The 16780-nt window shown below is 59.6% G+C and carries 18 protein-coding genes; 11 read left to right on the top strand and 7 right to left on the bottom strand.

Going from position 1 to position 16780, the window contains the following annotated elements:
- Window positions 1-803: 803 nt before the first annotated feature.
- Together HH1059_RS01600 and HH1059_RS13705 are read left to right on the top strand one after the other, a co-directional pair.
- Window positions 804-1256, top strand: a complete 453-nt coding sequence (locus HH1059_RS01600) for a helix-turn-helix domain-containing protein (protein WP_096407535.1) — start codon at window positions 804-806, stop codon at window positions 1254-1256.
- 278 nt (window positions 1257-1534) lie between these two features.
- The gene (locus HH1059_RS13705; protein WP_231901992.1) at window positions 1535-1819 is read left to right on the top strand and encodes a VapC50 family PIN domain-containing toxin; all 285 of its coding nucleotides are present in this window, start codon (window positions 1535-1537) and stop codon (window positions 1817-1819) included.
- Between the two features lie 6 nt (window positions 1820-1825).
- Here the strand turns inward: HH1059_RS13705 and HH1059_RS13040 are convergent, their stop codons facing one another.
- Entirely contained in the window at window positions 1826-2218 is a 393-nt protein-coding gene (locus tag HH1059_RS13040) for a hypothetical protein (RefSeq protein WP_162549283.1), read from the bottom strand.
- 255 nt (window positions 2219-2473) lie between these two features.
- On the opposite strand from HH1059_RS13040, the gene HH1059_RS13645 reads away from it, so the two are divergent.
- The 3 genes from HH1059_RS13645 (at window position 2474) to HH1059_RS01570 (ending at window position 3286) form a co-directional block, all read left to right on the top strand.
- Window positions 2474-2620 carry a PIN domain-containing protein gene (locus HH1059_RS13645; protein WP_197710729.1) on the top strand — a complete coding sequence of 49 codons (147 nt, stop codon included), beginning with the start codon at window positions 2474-2476 and terminating at the stop codon, window positions 2618-2620.
- Window positions 2601-2897: an Rpn family recombination-promoting nuclease/putative transposase gene (locus HH1059_RS01575; protein ID WP_096407530.1), complete on the top strand. Its 297-nt coding sequence runs from the start codon at window positions 2601-2603 to the stop codon at window positions 2895-2897. Before HH1059_RS13645 ends, HH1059_RS01575 begins: the two co-directional genes overlap by 20 nt.
- A 68-nt stretch (window positions 2898-2965) precedes the next feature.
- Window positions 2966-3286: an RpnC/YadD family protein gene (locus HH1059_RS01570; protein WP_162549282.1), complete on the top strand. Its 321-nt coding sequence runs from the start codon at window positions 2966-2968 to the stop codon at window positions 3284-3286.
- 338 nt (window positions 3287-3624) lie between these two features.
- Here the strand turns inward: HH1059_RS01570 and HH1059_RS01565 are convergent, their stop codons facing one another.
- Entirely contained in the window at window positions 3625-3822 is a 198-nt protein-coding gene (locus HH1059_RS01565; RefSeq protein ID WP_096407525.1) for a DUF2283 domain-containing protein, read from the bottom strand.
- 470 nt (window positions 3823-4292) lie between these two features.
- Here HH1059_RS01565 and HH1059_RS01555 point away from each other — a divergent pair, with 470 nt between their 5' ends.
- From HH1059_RS01555 to HH1059_RS01540, 4 genes are all read left to right on the top strand, one after another.
- Window positions 4293-4568, top strand: a complete 276-nt coding sequence (locus HH1059_RS01555) for a type II toxin-antitoxin system Phd/YefM family antitoxin (protein ID WP_096410287.1) — start codon at window positions 4293-4295, stop codon at window positions 4566-4568.
- The gene (locus tag HH1059_RS01550; RefSeq protein ID WP_096407521.1) at window positions 4568-4984 is read left to right on the top strand and encodes a type II toxin-antitoxin system VapC family toxin; all 417 of its coding nucleotides are present in this window, start codon (window positions 4568-4570) and stop codon (window positions 4982-4984) included. Before HH1059_RS01555 ends, HH1059_RS01550 begins: the two co-directional genes overlap by 1 nt.
- A 498-nt stretch (window positions 4985-5482) precedes the next feature.
- Window positions 5483-5803, top strand: coding sequence for a hypothetical protein (locus HH1059_RS01545; protein ID WP_096407519.1), 321 nt, complete (start codon window positions 5483-5485; stop codon window positions 5801-5803).
- A 21-nt stretch (window positions 5804-5824) separates the two neighbouring features.
- Window positions 5825-6055: an Rpn family recombination-promoting nuclease/putative transposase gene (locus tag HH1059_RS01540; RefSeq protein ID WP_096407516.1), complete on the top strand. Its 231-nt coding sequence runs from the start codon at window positions 5825-5827 to the stop codon at window positions 6053-6055.
- A 6-nt stretch (window positions 6056-6061) separates the two neighbouring features.
- Here HH1059_RS01540 and HH1059_RS01535 read toward each other — a convergent pair whose 3' ends face one another.
- On the bottom strand, window positions 6062-6382 hold the full coding sequence (locus HH1059_RS01535) for a hypothetical protein (RefSeq protein WP_231901991.1): 321 nt from the start codon (window positions 6380-6382) through the stop codon (window positions 6062-6064).
- Window positions 6343-6552 carry a hypothetical protein gene (locus tag HH1059_RS13700; RefSeq protein ID WP_231901990.1) on the bottom strand — a complete coding sequence of 70 codons (210 nt, stop codon included), beginning with the start codon at window positions 6550-6552 and terminating at the stop codon, window positions 6343-6345. The genes HH1059_RS01535 and HH1059_RS13700 overlap by 40 nt, the downstream gene beginning before the upstream one ends.
- A 493-nt stretch (window positions 6553-7045) precedes the next feature.
- Between HH1059_RS13700 and glgP the strand changes: the two genes are divergently transcribed.
- Complete coding sequence (gene glgP, locus HH1059_RS01530) at window positions 7046-9595, top strand: alpha-glucan family phosphorylase (RefSeq protein WP_096407514.1); 2550 nt, start codon at window positions 7046-7048, stop codon at window positions 9593-9595.
- A 360-nt stretch (window positions 9596-9955) separates the two neighbouring features.
- Here glgP and malQ read toward each other — a convergent pair whose 3' ends face one another.
- From malQ to glgC, 3 genes are read right to left on the bottom strand one after another with little or no spacing between them, the layout of a single operon-like run.
- A complete protein-coding gene (gene malQ / locus HH1059_RS01525; protein WP_096407511.1) occupies window positions 9956-11515 on the bottom strand; it encodes a 4-alpha-glucanotransferase in 1560 nt (519 codons plus the stop codon).
- Complete coding sequence (locus HH1059_RS01520; RefSeq protein ID WP_420809683.1) at window positions 11512-13275, bottom strand: glycoside hydrolase family 57 protein; 1764 nt, start codon at window positions 13273-13275, stop codon at window positions 11512-11514. The genes malQ and HH1059_RS01520 overlap by 4 nt, the downstream gene beginning before the upstream one ends.
- Window positions 13265-14530, bottom strand: a complete 1266-nt coding sequence (gene glgC / locus HH1059_RS01515) for a glucose-1-phosphate adenylyltransferase (RefSeq protein WP_096407506.1) — start codon at window positions 14528-14530, stop codon at window positions 13265-13267. The genes HH1059_RS01520 and glgC overlap by 11 nt, the downstream gene beginning before the upstream one ends.
- A 111-nt stretch (window positions 14531-14641) precedes the next feature.
- On the opposite strand from glgC, the gene glgB reads away from it, so the two are divergent.
- The gene (gene glgB / locus HH1059_RS01510; protein ID WP_231901989.1) at window positions 14642-16780 is read left to right on the top strand and encodes a 1,4-alpha-glucan branching protein GlgB; all 2139 of its coding nucleotides are present in this window, start codon (window positions 14642-14644) and stop codon (window positions 16778-16780) included.

The following is a 16780-nucleotide window of genomic DNA, read 5'->3' as shown; positions in this document are numbered from 1 at the left end:
AAGGGGCCAAGCACGTAATGGGTCTTGGCGGCTTGGTGTGCCCCTTTGAGAAGACCCCCTTGCTGCACTCGCTCCGCCGCCAAAGCCCACGAGTTGGGGCTCTAGGGATGGCAGCATCCTTGCTCACACATCCCCAGCGCGCTCATCCCGTTACAGCATCCGTGCCTTGACTAGCGTAATCCCTCTCGCCTCCCTGTCTCGACATACCCTACCCCGCCTGACAATCCTTTGCCTTAACCCTAAGATAGGCCGCACAGATCCGTGTACTTAGACAACTACCTAGGGCATCCGAGCGCTTCCTGCGCGGCGCGGTGGGGCGGCTTCCATTCCCCGAATGCAGGAACGATACTGCTCACGTAACATGGCCATGTACATGGTAAAAGTTCCCTATTTATATGGGATTTTTCTAAAATTTAGCAGCCAACGGTTGTCAAGACCGCAACTGGAGGGTATGGAGACCCGGCGGCGGCACGCAGACGCCCCCACAGGGGGTCTCGATGACGATCCGATCGCCCGCGGGCCGTGGATCGGGAGACCGATTAACACCTGATGGGGCACAGCAGCCCCCAAACCACCGCCGGCTACGATCGGCGCGGTGAACGCAGCAAACGCCAGGCCGTTAAGCTGCGCCATACGCCGTTTCGACCGGCAGCATCCTAGCGTGCGTTTTACGCACGGGGGCGCATATCCCCGGTGATACATGGTGCCCTTCCGTGCGGATTTCCCGTGAGCATTGCGCCTTTCGTTTGTTTCGAATATGATCCGAGTGAAAGGCATGCAGTATCTTGGAGGAGCCCTTCGTGATGAACACCGTCGATGATCGTCAGCCGTTGCCGGATCAGGCTACGGCAACGCTTGCGCGAGCAAGTGCGGAGGAAATCAGCAGGTTGCTGACTCAGCTCCCGGAGGCCGACAGGGCGCGGGTCCAACTGGATGGCAGGGATCTGGTGCTGCCAAGGCATGCCCTCGCTCTGCTGCGGGATCTGCTTGCGGAGATGGCGCAAGGCAACGCGGTTACCATTGTTCCGACCCATGCGGAGCTCACCACTCAGCAGGCTGCCGATCTATTGAATGTTTCGCGCCCGCACCTGGTTAAGCTGCTTGAACAGGGCGCCATCCCCTTTACCCGCGTGGGCACGCACCGGCGCATCCGGTACGAGCACTTGATGGCGTACAAAGCCCAGCGTGATGAGAGCAGCAAAGCGGCGCTAGATGAGCTGGTGGAGCAAGCACAAGAGTACAACATGGGCTACTGAATGCGCACCACCGTCATTTATGATGCCTGCGTGCTCTACCCCGCGCCATTACGGGATTTTCTTCTACGCTTAGCGGTTTCGGGGTTCTTTGCTGCGAAATGGACGGAGAGGATTCACGATGAATGGATCCATAGTGTGTTGCGGGACCGTCCGGAACTCCAAAACCAGCTTGTTCGGACGCGGGCGCTGATGAATAAGGCGGTTCCGGATTGCTTGGTTGAAGGGTATGAGCAACTCGAGAGTTGCTTGGATCTTCCCGACCCGGATGACCGCACGTCTTGGCGGCCGCGATTCGTGTCGGCGCACAGAATATCATTACATTCAACCTGGACGACTTCCCGGCCGAAGCGCTTGGCCAGTACGACATCGAAGCGCTTCACCCTGACATTTTCGTAGAGCGACAAATGGATTTGCACGAAGGCGCAGTCGTCAACGTGGCTAAGACTCACCGAGAGGCCCTCAAGAACCCAGAGAAATCAGTCAGTGACTATCTTGAAACGCTGGCCGCCCAGGGACTGGTCATTACTGCTGAGCGCCTGGCAAACTTCGAGGCGGTTATCTAACGAACTCTAGAGTTGACCGACCGCGTGCGCTACGTCGAGAGTCCATACCATAAGCGGAATCCCGGCGATTACGTTGTCAAGACCTAACTGATCATATACCTGCCTACGGAATAAATCGGGGCGCTCCTCCAGGGACTCGCCACCTGCGGGTGCTGCGCACGCAAGCTCCTCGTCGGCCGCAACGCGACGCCAAGTTACTATTGCCCCGGCGACAATATCGCCAATGGCCGCGGCACCCGATGCCTGCGTATCGGCGGCGAGGAAGTCCATGAGGACGTCGCCTCGGCGGGGCTGACGGTGCCCCAGGAAAACGACAACACCTACAAGATGCTCTTCTCCTATCCGCGGATGGTCAGCGACCTGCTCACTGGCTTCGTCCGGAAGGAGAGCGTTTCTCACTTGGTTCCGTCGGGTCTATCTGCGGCGCAAACATGTGCCGGAGCCGGATCGGGAGCTCATTGATCGAGCGCAGGAGTTGGAGGAGGTGCATAAAATGCTGGCTGAGCGGGTGGATAAGTGGCACGAGCATTGGAGGCAGGAGGGCCAGGGTAAGCTGCTGCTCTTACAGCTCCAGGAGAAGTTCGGCCCGGAGCCTACAGAGCGGTATCACCAGCAGGTAGAGCGTGCTGGTGCGTACTGCCGTGGTGCAGCGCGATGTACAAGACCCGGATTACCTCGCAGAACACCAGATATAGGATGATCCTGCTCGACACAAATGCTGTCTCCGAGGTGATGCGCCCTCACCCGGAACCGGCAGTGATCGAATGGCTGAATAGAGCCGATGGCCGATCACCCAGCTAATCCTCACGATGCCTTGCTGAAGGTGACCCTGGAGACGCCGGAGCGAGCTGCCGTAGTGTTACGGGAGAGCCTTCCCGACAAGGTGCGGGAGCGTCTCAGCGATGATCTTCCCACGCCCCTCCCGGGCAGCTACGTCGATCCGAGCCTGCAGGAGACGCATAGCGATCGCCTCTTCGAGGCGCAGATGCGCGATGGTCGCCCGGTCTTTCTCTACGTGCTCATCAAGCACAAGTCGACGCCTGGGCGTTTGTCGAGGACCTGGATCGAGACGATCTGATCAAGCTATTGCGCGATCTGCCGCCCGGGCATCCACTGGAGAAGCCGCTGTTGGTGTATATTGCGAGGGTGTATAGTTACATCCAGGAGAAGGACGTACGTCAGGCTCTGGAGCAGACGCGACCGGATCGAGCGGAGGAGTTGGTGATGACGGTAGCTGAAGAGTGGATCAAGCGAGGAGAGAAGCGAGGAGAGAAGAGAGGTCAGAAGAGAGGCAGTCACCAGACGGCCACCAAGACGCTACTTCGGCAAATTGAGCGCAAGTTCGGGGCGGAAGCCAAAGAGGCGTCACGGGCTCGGGTTGAGCGTGCAGCGCTAGGAGAACTGGAGATGTGGCTCGACCGGATCCTTGATGCCGAACGCATCGAGGACGTCTTCGCTGAAGACTAGTATGGCCCGCAAGGCTGGCAGCCCGATCCCTGCTAACCAACGTCGTAAGAGCTTTCCAAGGGCCCAAGCATGTAATAAATAGGCCTTGGCGGCTTGGTGTGCCCCTTTGAGAAGGCCCCCTTGCTGCACTCGCTCCGCCGCCAAAGTGCACGACTTGGGGCTCTAGGGATGGCAGCATCCTTGCTCACAGATCCCCAGCGCGCTCGTCCCATTACAGCATCCGTGCCTTGACTAGCGTAATCCCTCACGCCTCCCTGTCTCGACATACCCTACCCCGCCTGACAATCCTTTGCCTTAACCCTAAGATAGGTCGCACAGATCCATTGTCTAACCCTTTGTTATGCAGCTAGGCCTTCTACATGCAGGTGGTTTACGTCAGTACGCTGACTGGCATGCTCAAAGGTAATTGCGCAAACGTTCCCTTCCGAATCTAGGTCAAGAATCGTGTTTTCGTCCAGGTCTCTGGTTTCCGAGATCGCTCGGCTCTGGAACTCGATGTACAAGGTGTCCGTATCCTCGAAATACTGCAATTTCATGGCCTGAAACCTCTATCGAAAAAAGCATTATGGACCGTCTCTCGGTCCGGAAGCAAAATTACCCGAAGGTAGCGACCCCCAGCCTCAGGAATCCGGGCCCATCGCCGCACTCGTAGATCTTCTTGGACGTGCTCATGCTCGGGGTTTTCTATGGTCCGTAGAATCCATTCGTCCTCAATCCTGGCTCGGTCAGGACGGGTTCTGGTTGCATCGAAGTATTTGGTTGTTTTCATGGGTCGGATTCTTCAACCGCATCCTGAAAGGGCAGATCGAGGTGCCGGAGGACTTCTCGACGGACGGCGAGCGCGTAGGCCCTGCCCTCGATAACCTGGATCGTGCCGAACGGTTCGGCTGGATTCCTTTGGGCGTAACCCCGGGCCGTCCGCTACCCCGGGAGCTAAGAGCCAGAGCCTCCCTGCTCGATTTCGGTGCTAAAATGGATACTAAATTAAGTGCTCGAGGTCGTACTGATGGAAAACGTCATTTCCGCACAAGAGATCAAGCGCCGTGGCATCAGCGCGGTGGATCAGGCGTTGAAAAACGGGCCGGTGCACGTCATCCAGCGCAACCGCCCCCGCTACGTAATTCTGAGCGAGGAGTCTTACCAGCGCTTATCGGAGGGTGCCCAGGCCCGAAAAAGGCTATGGGATCGCCTGCTAGGGGATGACGAGGCATACGGCGCAGCGCGCAACCGTGCGGAGCTGGACCGTGAACTACAATCGGAGCGCGAAGGCTGGCGCGATTAATGCGTGTTTTTCTGGACGCCAGCGCCATCATCTATCTGCTGGAGGGAGACGGGCAGACCCGGGATGCCACCCGGCAGGTGCTTTTGGAACTGGAACGCGGCTCTGACGAAACGCCGGTGCTGATGGCCTCAGCCTTGAGCCGGCTAGAGTGCCGGGTGCGCCCGCTGCGAGAATCCGACACGCAGGCACTGGAGCGACTGGATGGCTTCTTCGACGACCCGGGGCTCTCGGTGATAGCGCTAGACACCGCCGTGCTGGACAGAGCTACGGAGCTGCGCGCCCAATACAGGCTGCGCACACCCGATGCGATCCAGGCAGCTTGCCTGCTAACGGTAGACCCGAGGGGCGCATTCGTCACGGGGGATGGCGACTTCGAGAAAGTCCCCGGCCTGCACGTCTACCGGATACCGCACTAACCCCGGCGGACAGGCAGCGCAAAAAGGGGACAGACCCCTTTTTCCGTGAAATTATGCCGACAAACTTGTCGAGGTTTACGCCGATGATGGCAAGCCAACCTGGATACTGCTCCACGTCGAAGTTCAAGGCGAGCCGGAGAAAAAATTTGCCGAGCGGATGTTCACTACCTAGGGCATCCGAGCGCTTCCTGCGCGGCGCGGTAGGGCGGCTTCCATTCCCCGAATGCAGGAACGATACTGCTCACGTAACATGGCCATGTACATGGGAAAAGTTCCCTATTTATATGGGATTTTTCTAAAATTTAGCAGCCAACGGTTGTCAAGACCGCAACTGGAGGGTATGGAGGCCCGGCGGCGGCACGCAGCCACCCCCACCGGGGGTCTCGTTGACGATTCGGTCTCCCGCCCCCCCCCGCCCCGAGTTCCTTGGACGGCAGCAACTGGACACGAAAGCCATTTTTTTTAGTCTCTGTGTCTAGTACTCCGCGGGTGCTTGCCATGCGTCAGAATACTGCGCTCAAGATCCTCAACTCCCAAGCCGATGAGGGCCGCGCCGTCTTTACTCGGCGCGATCTCGATAGCCTGTTCCGCTCGGATCGCACCAAGGCCCGAAAGGCAGGGATCGCTCGGCTGGTCGAAGCCGGCTGGCTAAAGCCCGCTGCCCGTGGAGGTGGGGTCTATGTCTACCCACCCGGATTGCCTCAGGATGGTTACACACCGGAGCGTATTGCCCGGGCCCTGCGCAGGGGCGAATACAATTACATCAGCCTTGAGTCCGCTCTCTCTGAGTGGGGCGCCCTCACCCGGAATCGGCAGTGATCGAATGGCTGAATAGAGCCGATGGCCGATCACCCAGCTAATCCTCGCGATGCCCTGTTGAAGGCGACCCTAGAGACGCCGGAGCGAGCTGCCGTAGTGTTGCGGGAGAGTCTTCCCGACAAGGTGCGGGAGCGTCTCAGCGATGATCTTCCCACGCCCCTCCCGGGCAGCTACGTCGATCCGAGCCCGCAGGAGACGCATAGCGATCGCCTCTTCGAGGCGCAGATGATGGCAAGCCAACCTGGCTTATAGTAAGGATTAGACTAATCTCTCAGGCCACATGTAGCCATCAGGTGGCTCAAGCTGTCGAGCTGCATAATCAAGGATATTGTTGTAGGTCGATATCAGCAATGACACGCATTCACGAGCACGATTGACAGCCGAAGCAAACTCTTCGGCATCGCGCATATACTCATGGACAAGCCGGTTCCGCAAATTCCTGGCCTCGACCCAATCGGAAACCGCAGCCAATATACCCAGTTTCTCCATCCGGTTTAGATTGTCCAGCGTAGAGCCAGGCGTTTCCAATATATCTCGCATCAGGCTCGGGATAAGCCGATCGCCGATCGTATCCTGCATACGTCCATAACGCGCCACAAAGGCATCAAGTCGCTCAGCCCGCTCCGGATCGTCTTTAAGAGACTCGACCCAGGAAACATCAACCCGAACAGGCGAACCTTGACGTCGTCACCGAGAACCTCGCGCGCCACATCCAGGATGACCTCGCGCTCTGCACTGGTCAGCCGCATCGCCTATGCCTCCGGGATTTCCATCCACTTCCCCGTAGAATCCATCCGTCCTCAATCCTGGCTCGGTCAGGACGGGGTCTGGTTGCATCGAAGTATTTGGTTGTTTTCATGGGTCGGATTCTTCAACCGCATCCTGAAAGGGCAGATCGAGGTGCCGGAGGACTTCGATAGACTTATCATATTACGAAGCTAATATAGAGGATATCTTCGCCAGCAACTAGCTAGTATTGGTGGCCTCTAAAAACTCCGCCGGCGCTACCATCCGCCCCGGTGTGGAGGTCTTGGCGCCAGGGATGGCGCCATGAAGCCTCCAGGGATGGATTCACGGCGTCCTCCACACCGGGGCGGATGGTAGCGCCGGCGGAATACCGGAGGTCACGCGCCCCCAAAAATTCCCTTAGCCACGCCATCCTAAGACTAGTAAACTACCCGCTACCAGCTGACCACTTGTCAGCAACAAGCACCTAGGACCAACCGAGACACTAAGACCTCCATGAAAGAGAACATCTTCACCCTTGAAGTTCAACCCAATATCCCCCCTAATCTAAGCCGCCTCGAAGAGCTGGCTGAGGATCTCTACTACTCTTGGGATCGGCACGTTAGAGCGCTTTTTGTGCAGCTCGACCCCGAGCTCTGGGAGGCCTGCGGGCACAACCCCAAGGTCTTCTTGCGCCGTATTGCTCAGCATAAGCTCGAGGAGGCGGCTCAGGATGAGGCCTACATTGCCGACTACAATCGCACCCTGTCGGCCTACGATACCTACCACGAGCAGGCGGCGCTGACCAGCAAAGTGGCGCCGTACATCGACCCAGATAACGATCTGGTAGCCTATTTTTGCGCCGAGTTTGGCTTCCACGAAAGTGTCCCGCTCTACTCCGGCGGCCTCGGCATCCTCGCCGGAGATCACTGCAAGGCGGCTAGCGATCTGCGTCTGCCGTTAGTAGCTGTGGGGCTGCTCTACCGTCAGGGGTACTTCTCACAGACCATTGATCACGAAGGCAATCAGCAGGCCCATTACGCCCCGAGCAGCATCTCCGAGCTGCCGATAACACCGTGCCTCGATGACGACGGCGAGCAGGTGCAGGTTAGCGTCGACGCCCCCGGTCGGGAGATACATCTGCGGGTATGGCAGATGCGTGCCGGGCATGTGCTCATCTATCTGCTCGACAGTGAGGTCCCGGAAAATGATGCAGCTGACCGCGCTATCACCTATCAGCTCTACGGCGGCGATGCGCATATGCGCATCCTCCAGGAGCTTTGCCTAGGCCTCGGTGGTGTCCGCGCGCTACGCAAGCTCGGCATCTCTCCGAGTGTTTGGCATATCAACGAAGGCCACTCAGCCTTTCAGATTGTCGAGCGCTGCCGCGAGTTGATTAGTGAGGGGTATGACTCGGCCACAGCTATTGAAGCAGTCGCCAGCGAGACCGTGTTCACTACTCACACACCGGTACCCGCCGGCCACGATATCTTCGAACCGGAAATGGTAGCTGAGCACCTAGCGCCCAACTTGGCTGACACTGACATCCCCATCGAAGATATCCTTGCTCTGGGCAACGGCCAGAAAGGGTTTGACATGACTAGCCTAGCGCTGCGCGGCTCGCGCTTTCATAACGGCGTCAGCGCTATCCACGGTGGTGTTGCCTCACAGATGGAGCAGCATATCTGGCCTGAGATACCCGCTCAGGAGAACCCCATAACCTCGATAACCAACGGCATCCATGTGCCGACTTTTCTCGCGCAGGAGTGGGCCAATCTCTTTGATCAGCGCTGGCACGCTTGGCGCAATCAGCTGCTTAACGAAGATTTCTGGAAAGTGGTTGACGAGTTGCCTGATCACCGTTTCTGGAGTATGCGCCGCAGCCTTAAATCGGAGCTGTTGCGCGATGTCTATCAGCGAGTATTGAAGCGTTGCCAGCGTAACGGTATGTCAGATGCCATGATTGAGCGGATGACCAGCAATATCAGCAATCCAGATCCGGATCTGCTGGTCATCGGCTTTGCACGGCGTTTTGCTACTTACAAGCGGGCGCTACTGATTTTCTATGAGATAGATCGCCTCAAGGAGCTGCTCAACGACCCGCAGCGACCGGTTATCTTGATCTTCGCCGGTAAGGCCCACCCCCATGATGAGAAGGGTCAGGCGATGATCCGCAGGATCCACGAGCTGAGTCTCGACCCGGATCTGATCGGTAAGATTATCCTGCTCGAAGACTACGACATGGCGCAGGCGCGTAAGCTGGTAACCGGTGTCGATGTCTGGCTGAACAATCCTGAGTATCCGCTAGAGGCGTGCGGCACTTCGGGGCAAAAGGCGGCAATCAACGGCGTGCTTAACCTGTCGGTGCTCGACGGCTGGTGGGACGAGGGCTATGAGAAAGGCAACGGTTGGGCGATCCTCCCTCATTCGGCAGGCTTTGATCCTGAGTATCGGGACCGGGAAGAGGCGCGCGATTTACTCAACCTCCTCTCTGATGAGGTGATTCCGCTCTATTTCAATCGTGGCAACAGTGGCTACGCGACTGAATGGGTGAAGATGTCTAAGGCGGCGATGCGCACGACATTGCCGCGTTTTAATGCCCAGCGCATGGTCATGGACTATGTCAGCGAGCTCTATGCCCCGGCCCGCGCGCAGAGCAAGATTCTTCAAGCCGATAGCCTAAGCGGGGCGCAGGAGCTAGCGCGCTGGAAGGAGCGGGTGCGCGAGCACTGGGGTGGGACTTGGCTGGAGCGGATCGACGCTGCACCCACAAGCCTGCTCCACGGCGAATCGCTGCCGATACGGGTCAAGGCCCACCTTAACGGCCTGAGCTGTGATGATGTCACCATCGAGTGCCGGTTCAGCGCCATGGAGGAGCCGCGGGATGCGGCCTCTACGGTGCGCTATCAGCTACAGCCGGAGGGTGAAACGGAGGATGGCATGCCGGTTTTTGCTATCGACATCGAGCCGCGCTTCGACGGTTTGCAGTACTACCGGATCTGTATGTATCCGACCCATCCGTTGGCCAGCCACCCTTTTGAGTTTGGTGGTTTGCGATGGTTGTGAGACGCCCGGCATTTTCAAGCAGCTGCTTTATCTTGGGAGTGCGCGGCGCCCGGGGGTTGCCTCTGAAAAATCCCCCCTGGCCATATCCCCGGAGCCATTATCTGCCCCGGTGTGGAGGACGCCGTGAATCCATCCCTGGAGGCTTCATGGAGGCTTCATGGCGCCATCCCTGGCGCCATGAAGCCTCCACGCCGGGGCAGATAATGGCTCCGGGGATATGGCCAGGGGGATATGGCTCCGGGGAGAATTTATTGAGGCTCCCAATGGGGAGCTGTTCTAGGCGCCTGTTGCCTGTTGCAAGTTAGCGACATATCAAACTGGCATCCTGGGCGAATCAACCAAGATTTAAGCCACATCAACTCAAACGCGGCCATAAAGATAATTTAGTTCCCAGAGCCAACCGCTGAGGTCATCCGGTAACCACTCCCACTCGAAGCGCCAACGCCAGTTGCCTTCGGCCACGCCGGGGATGTTCATGCGGTGATCCGATCCCAGGGCGAGCAGGTCTTGCAGCGGCAGGATGGCCAGGCCGGAAACTGAGGCCAGTGAGGCGCGCACTAGTGGCCACGGCATCGGCTCGTTGGGGTGGCCGAGGTATGAGTGCATGCGCTCGGTGACCCACGGCTCCAGATCGGCGTACCAGCCCATGGTTGTGTCGTTATCGTGGGTGCCGGTGTAGACCACGCTATCTGCTGTGTGGTTGTGCGGCAGGTAGGGGTTTGCCGAGTCGCTGTCGAAGGCGAACTGCAGGACTTTCATTCCCGGCAGGGCAAATTGCTCGCGCAGGGCCACGACATCGTCGGTGATGATGCCCAGGTCCTCGGCAACCAGCGGGATCTGGCCAAAGCGCTGGGCCACTGCGCTAAGTAGGTCGTGGCCTGGGGCCGGTTCCCAGTGGCCATCGCGGGCGGTCTCTGCCTCAACCGGGATTGACCAGTAGGCGGCTAGGCCGCGGAAGTGGTCGAGGCGCACGAAGTCGAATAGTTCGAGCTGGGTCTCCAGGCGCTGCAGCCACCACTTGAAGCCGTCTTCTGCCATCCGCTGCCAGTTGTAGTGGGGGTTGCCCCAGCGCTGGCCATCGGCGGCGAAGTAGTCGGGCGGCACGCCGGCAACACTCAGCGGTTGGCCATCTGCGCCAAGGTCGAAGTACTCGCGCTGCGCCCATACCTCGGCGCTATCGTGGGCGACGAAGATCGGCATGTCGCCGAATAGCAGCACTCCCTTTTCTGCCGCATAGGCGCGTAGCGCTGCCCACTGGCGGAAAAAGATGAATTGCTCGAATACGACCTGATTTAACTCCTCCCCCAGGCGCTCGCGCGCCTCCTCCAACGCCTGCGGCTGCCGATCACGCAACGGCTGCGGCCACTCCCACCAGGGCCTGAACTCGTTCTCCCGGCGCAGCGCCATGTACAAGGCGTAATCCTCCAACCAGTGAGAGTGACAGGCACGAAACTGCCGGAGCTCGCGTAGCTCGGAGTTTGTTTCTGGTGGCGGTGGTGGTGGCGGTGCCTGTCCCTCTTCTCCCTGTGCCTGTCCCTTTCCGTTCTGGCCGTGGCGGGCGACGAAGCCGGCTCTGGCGTCGCGCAGGCGTTGGTAGCGCCAGTTGAGGAGTTCGCTGCGGCTGAGGTCGGTCGGCGGTATGGCTTGCTCGGCGCTGAGGTAGCCGGCTTCGACGAGTTGTTGCAGGTCGATGAAGCCCGGGTCGGCGGCATGGACGGACAGGCACTGGTAGGGGCAGAGGTCTTCGTGGGTCGGTCCCAGCGGTAGCATCTGCCAGACGCTGAAGCCGCAATTGGCTAGCCAATCTACGAAGTAGCGCGAGTGTGCGCCTAGGTCGCCGTTGCCCGGCCCACCCGGCAAGGAGCTCAAGTGTGCAAGTACGCCAGCCCGTCGTTGCTCTGTTAGGCCACGCCCACTCATGATTCGAGACGACCTTGACGCATGACCCCGCCCATCTGCGGGCTACCGGTGCCGATGTGGGTGAAGCGGTGATCGAGCTCTTGGGGCGGCTCTAAGCCGAGACACTGGTAGAGCGCGGCGAGTTGGATGCGAAAGAGGTGGTCGAAGTCGCGCACCACGTCGGGCGGGTTGTAGTCACCGAACCACCAGAACCAGTCCGAGCTTTCGCAGATTGCCAGCTGCCGCTCGGCGCGATCCCGGGCGGGACCCTCGAGTTTATCGATTTGGCTGTCGTAGGCCTGCTTGGCGGCGACGAGCAGCTCCCAAGCGCGGTTCTTGTCGACCTCACCGATCCAGGTCGAGAGGGTGCCGTAGACCCAGCTGCCAGCGACCAGCCTGTCCAGGGCGATCGGCTCTACCTGCTCAATCGCCTCAGCGAAGGTGGTCAAGTGGAGCCGGGGATGTTCGCTCAACTTTTCGTAAAGACCGGAGAGGAAGTAGTAGCCGTTCGCCGGGTAGTGCTCCCAGGCGTTCTCGCCATCCATGATTATACTGATCACCGTATTGCCGGGATCTTTGCTAGCAACAGCGATTTCCTCGAGCTTGACGACGAGATTGGCGACGGCGTCATCCCCGTGCCAGTCGGAGTAGACGAAGCCGATAGCATCGGATAGCCCGTCGTCGCGGAAAAAGCACCGCGTCGGCTCGACGCTGTTCTCGCCAGCCCCGCTAGCCTCGCCCTGGAAGATGTAGGCGCGGTGCCAGTGGCCATTACGCTGCTGCTCCTCGACGCCATTGCCATTGAGGCTATTTTCCAGCACCCCGCTGCCGCTAGCCGCCCACTTGAAGCCGCACTCACTCAGCAACCGCACGGTCGGCTCGCTCAACGCCCCTTCCGACGGCCAGCACCCGTGCGGCGCCTGGCCAAAGGCGCGTTCGAAGACCTCCCGCCCGTGCTCGAGGTGCCAGCGGGCCCGCTCCTCGCCCCCAGGATAGGCCGTAACCTGTTCCGGCATCGGCGCATCCGGCCACGCCTCTAGGGCTGATTGGAGGTCCTGGAGCAGCGGCAAGATGGGGTGGCCGTAGGGGGTCATCGACAGCTCAACCCGCCCCTGCTCAGCCAGCTTACGATAGCGCGGCAAGAGTCCCGAGAGCTGCTCGCCAATCAGGGCCAGGAGCTCGCGCCGCTCGTGGACCGAGTATCCATGCCCCTTTTCGATCAGCCGCTTGGCCAGCGGCTCACTGCCGCGCACCGTCTCTCCCAGCCAGGCCAGGTGGTACCAAGTGACCAGATCTTCGTGGAAGCTCTCATCGAGATAGCGCAGCATAGTCGGCTGCTGGTCGAGCAAATCGGCAAACTCCATCAGCTGCCGATACTGCGGATAGGGGTCGACTAGTCGCGGGCGGTTAATGCGCCGGCACTGCTCGAGGATGCTGCGCCGATGCTCAGGGTCGGCGGAAATCACCGGCTGCGCGAGCGCGTTCAGCAGCGGATCCCGCAAGCGCTCGCCGCTCGCCAGGAAACCCTTGATCTGCTCGGCGTAGTCCTCAATCTGTTCAATCAGGATCGGCGAGAAGTTGACCACGGCGCGAGCCTGGGGATTGGCCTCAAGGTGTGCGGCCATGTCGGTATAGTCTTTAATGCCGTGAAGGTACGTCCACGGCAATTCGTAATCGCCGCTAGCCGGATTGACGTAGCTCGGCTGGTGCATGTGCCAGCACAGTACAACCCGTACCTTGTCCGGGGACGGCCCGGTGGTCGATGATTTTTCAATAGACAACATGGATCTCCTGACCAAGCATATCTGGGGTAACCAGAACCACCCCAGAATCAGTAACATGGAAACGCCGGGCATCCTCCTCCGGATCCTCACCAATAACGGTGCCGGCCTCGATGCGGCAGTGCTTGTCGATAACCGCGTTGCTGATACGACAGCCCGGCTCGATGCGCGCCTCAGGGAGGATCACCGAATCCTGCACCTTGGTCCGCTCATCAACCACCACTGAGGAGAAGAGCACTGAGCGGCGCAGGTAGGCCCCGGCGACGATACAGCCACCCGAGACCATGGAGTCGACGACCATGCCGCGGCGTTGATCCTCGTCGAAGACGAATTTGGCCGGCGGCAACTGCTCTTGGAACGTCCAGATAGGCCACTCGCGGTCGCAGAGGTTGAGCTCCGGGGTGACTTCGACGAGCTCCAGGTTGGCCCGCCAGAAGGCGTCCACTGTTCCGACATCGCGCCAGTATGACTGATCACCGGTAGCCGGGTCACGGAAAGGATAGGCGTAGACCTGGGCCTTGTCGATGAGCGAGGGGATGATGTCTTTACCAAAGTCGTGCTCGGAGCTGGTGCGCGCATCCACTCCCAGCGCCTTGAACATGAACTCGCGATTGAAGACGTAGATGCCCATTGAGGCCAGGGAGTGGGTCTGCGAGCCGGGCATCGGGGTGGGGTCGGCCGGCTTCTCTTCGAAACGCACCACCTGATTATCTTCGTTGATGTTCATCAACCCGAAGGCGCTGGCCTCGTCCAGTGGCACCTCGATGCAGCCGACGGTGACATCGGCGCCCTTCTCGACGTGGTAGGCGAGCAGCGGACCGTAGTCCATCTTATAGACGTGGTCACCGGCGAGGATCAGCACTAGCTCCGGGTTGTGCATGCGCACGATGTCCAGGCTCTGGTAGACGGCATCGGCGGTGCCCAAATACCAAGAGGTCTCGATACGCTGCTGGGCCGGTAAAAGTTCGACGAACTCGCTGAAATCGGCGCGCAGCGAGCTCCAGCCCTGGCGAATGTGGCGAATCAGCGAGTGGGCCTTATATTGTGTCAGCACTCCGATGCGACGAATCCCGGAGTTAACGCAGTTGGAGAGCGGAAAGTCGATTATGCGAAACTTGCCGCCAAATGGCACCGCCGGTTTGGCGCGCCATTGGGTGAGATGTTTGAGGCGAGTCCCGCGACCACCGGCGAGAATCAGGGCTAAGGTGTTCCGCGTCAGGCGGCTAACGTAGCGCGGCGAGGCGTTCTCTTGCATGGCCGGAGACTCCTTGTGGGGACTGGTGTGTATCTTTCAGTTAATTCTATTACCATGTTAGTAGTTTAGGAACACAACTTTTGTTACAGCCTTTTGGATTTGGATAACGCCGTGAGTAAACCGACCTCTTCGCCGCGCTCAACAACACCTTCGTCACCCGGCGCTGTTGCCCCTAGCTCCAGCGATGAGCAGGCCCCGACGCTCGCCGATTTCGATCTGCACCTCTTTAGCGAGGGGCGTCACTGGCATACCCAGAATTTTCTCGGTGCCCACCAGGTTGAGCACCAGGGCAGCCGCGGGGTGCGCTTTGCGGTGTGGGCTCCGAATGCTGATCGGGTCAGTGTGATCGGCGATTTCAATGACTGGGACGCCGCTCGCCATCCGATGCAGGTGCGCCCTGAGGCCGGGATCTGGGAAATTTTTATCCCGGCTGTCGAACCCGGGGCGCTGTATAAGTTCGCCATCCGCAATCGCGATAGCGGAGAGGTCTTAACCAAGACCGATCCTTACGGGCGGCGTTTCGAGCTGCGCCCGAATACGGCTGCCATTGTCGAGCCGCCTGATAACTATCGCTGGCAGGATGCGGAGTGGATGGAGCACCGCCGCCGGCACCCGGATTTTTGGCAGCACCAGCCAATGTCTATCTACGAGGTTCACCTAGGTTCGTGGCAACTCGATGAACACGGTCAGTTCCTCGACTACCGCACCCTCGCCCACCGCCTAGTCGACCACGTCCGCGCCCTCGGTTTTACCCACATCGAGCTGCTGCCGATCACCGAGCACCCCTTTGACGGTTCGTGGGGGTATCAGACGACCGGCTATTTTGCGCCTACCAGCCGTTTCGGCTCGCCTGATGACTTTCGCTATTTCGTCGATCACTGCCACTGTAACGGCATCGGCGTTATCCTCGATTGGGTGCCGGCCCATTTCCCGCGCGACGAATGGGCCCTGGCCCGGTTTGATGGCACGCAGCTGTATGAGCATGCCGACCCGCGCCAGGGTGAGCATCGCGACTGGGGAACGCTGATCTTCAACTTCGGGCGTAATGAGGTGCGCTCGTTCCTGCTCGCCAGCGCCCTCTACTGGCTAGAGACCTTCCACCTCGACGGGCTCCGGGTCGATGCCGTCGCCTCCATGCTCTATCTCGATTATTCGCGCGAGGACGGCGACTGGATCCCGAACATCTACGGCGGCAATGAGAATCTTGAGGCGATTTCGTTTCTACGCGAGATGAATAGCGTCACCCACGGCGAACAACCCGGCACCTGTGTACTAGCCGAGGAGTCGACCTCATGGCCGCAGGTTACCCGCCCGACCTATCTCGGCGGCCTAGGTTTTACCATGAAGTGGAACATGGGCTGGATGCACGACACCCTGACCTACATGCGCGAGGATCCGGTCCACCGGCGCTATCACCACGATCAGCTAACCTTCGGCATGCTCTACGCCTTCACCGAGAACTTCGTCCTGCCGTTTAGCCACGACGAGGTAGTGCACGGCAAGGGCAGCCTCCTCCAACGCATGCCCGGCGACGACTGGCAGGCCTTCGCCAACCTTCGCCTCCTCTACGCCTACCAGTTCACCTACCCCGGCAAGAAGCTGCTCTTCATGGGCTGCGAGTTCGCCCAACGCCACGAGTGGTCAGAGACCCGAGGCCTCGACTGGCACGAACTATGCTCCGAATACCACCGCGGCATCCAACAGCTGATCGCCGACCTCAACGCCCTCTACTCCAGCTGCCCAGCCCTCCACCACTACGACTTCGACCACCGCGGCTTCGCCTGGGCCGATTGCCACGACAGCGACCAGTCCGTCCTCAGCTACTACCGTTATGCCCGAAGCGAGGGGGACAGGCACAGAGATCAAAGGGACAGGCACAATGATCAGGGGGATTTGCAGGGGGACAGGCACAGAGATTTAGATGGATTGGAGAGGGACAGGCACAGTGAGGAAGGGGACAGGCACAAAGAAAAACACCATGACTACTCCCTAGTCGCGCTCAACTTCACCCCGGTTCCGCGCTTCGGATACCGCCTTGGCGTCCCTCAGCCGGGCTTTTGGCAAGAGCGATTAAACAGTGACGCCGCCTGCTACGGCGGCTCCAACCTCGGCAACGGTGGCGGAGTTATGGCTGAAGAGATCCCGTGGAGCGGTCAGCCCTACTCTGTCTCTCTGACCTTGCCACCTCTGGCAGCCGTGGTGCTGGTAAGCAGTAGCCATGATGACGGAGCACTGGGGACGGGAGACTAG

Source organism: Halorhodospira halochloris, from assembly GCF_002356555.2.
GTDB classification, from domain to species: domain Bacteria; phylum Pseudomonadota; class Gammaproteobacteria; order Nitrococcales; family Halorhodospiraceae; genus Halorhodospira; species Halorhodospira halochloris.
This window is presented reverse-complemented; position numbering and strand designations above follow the sequence as displayed.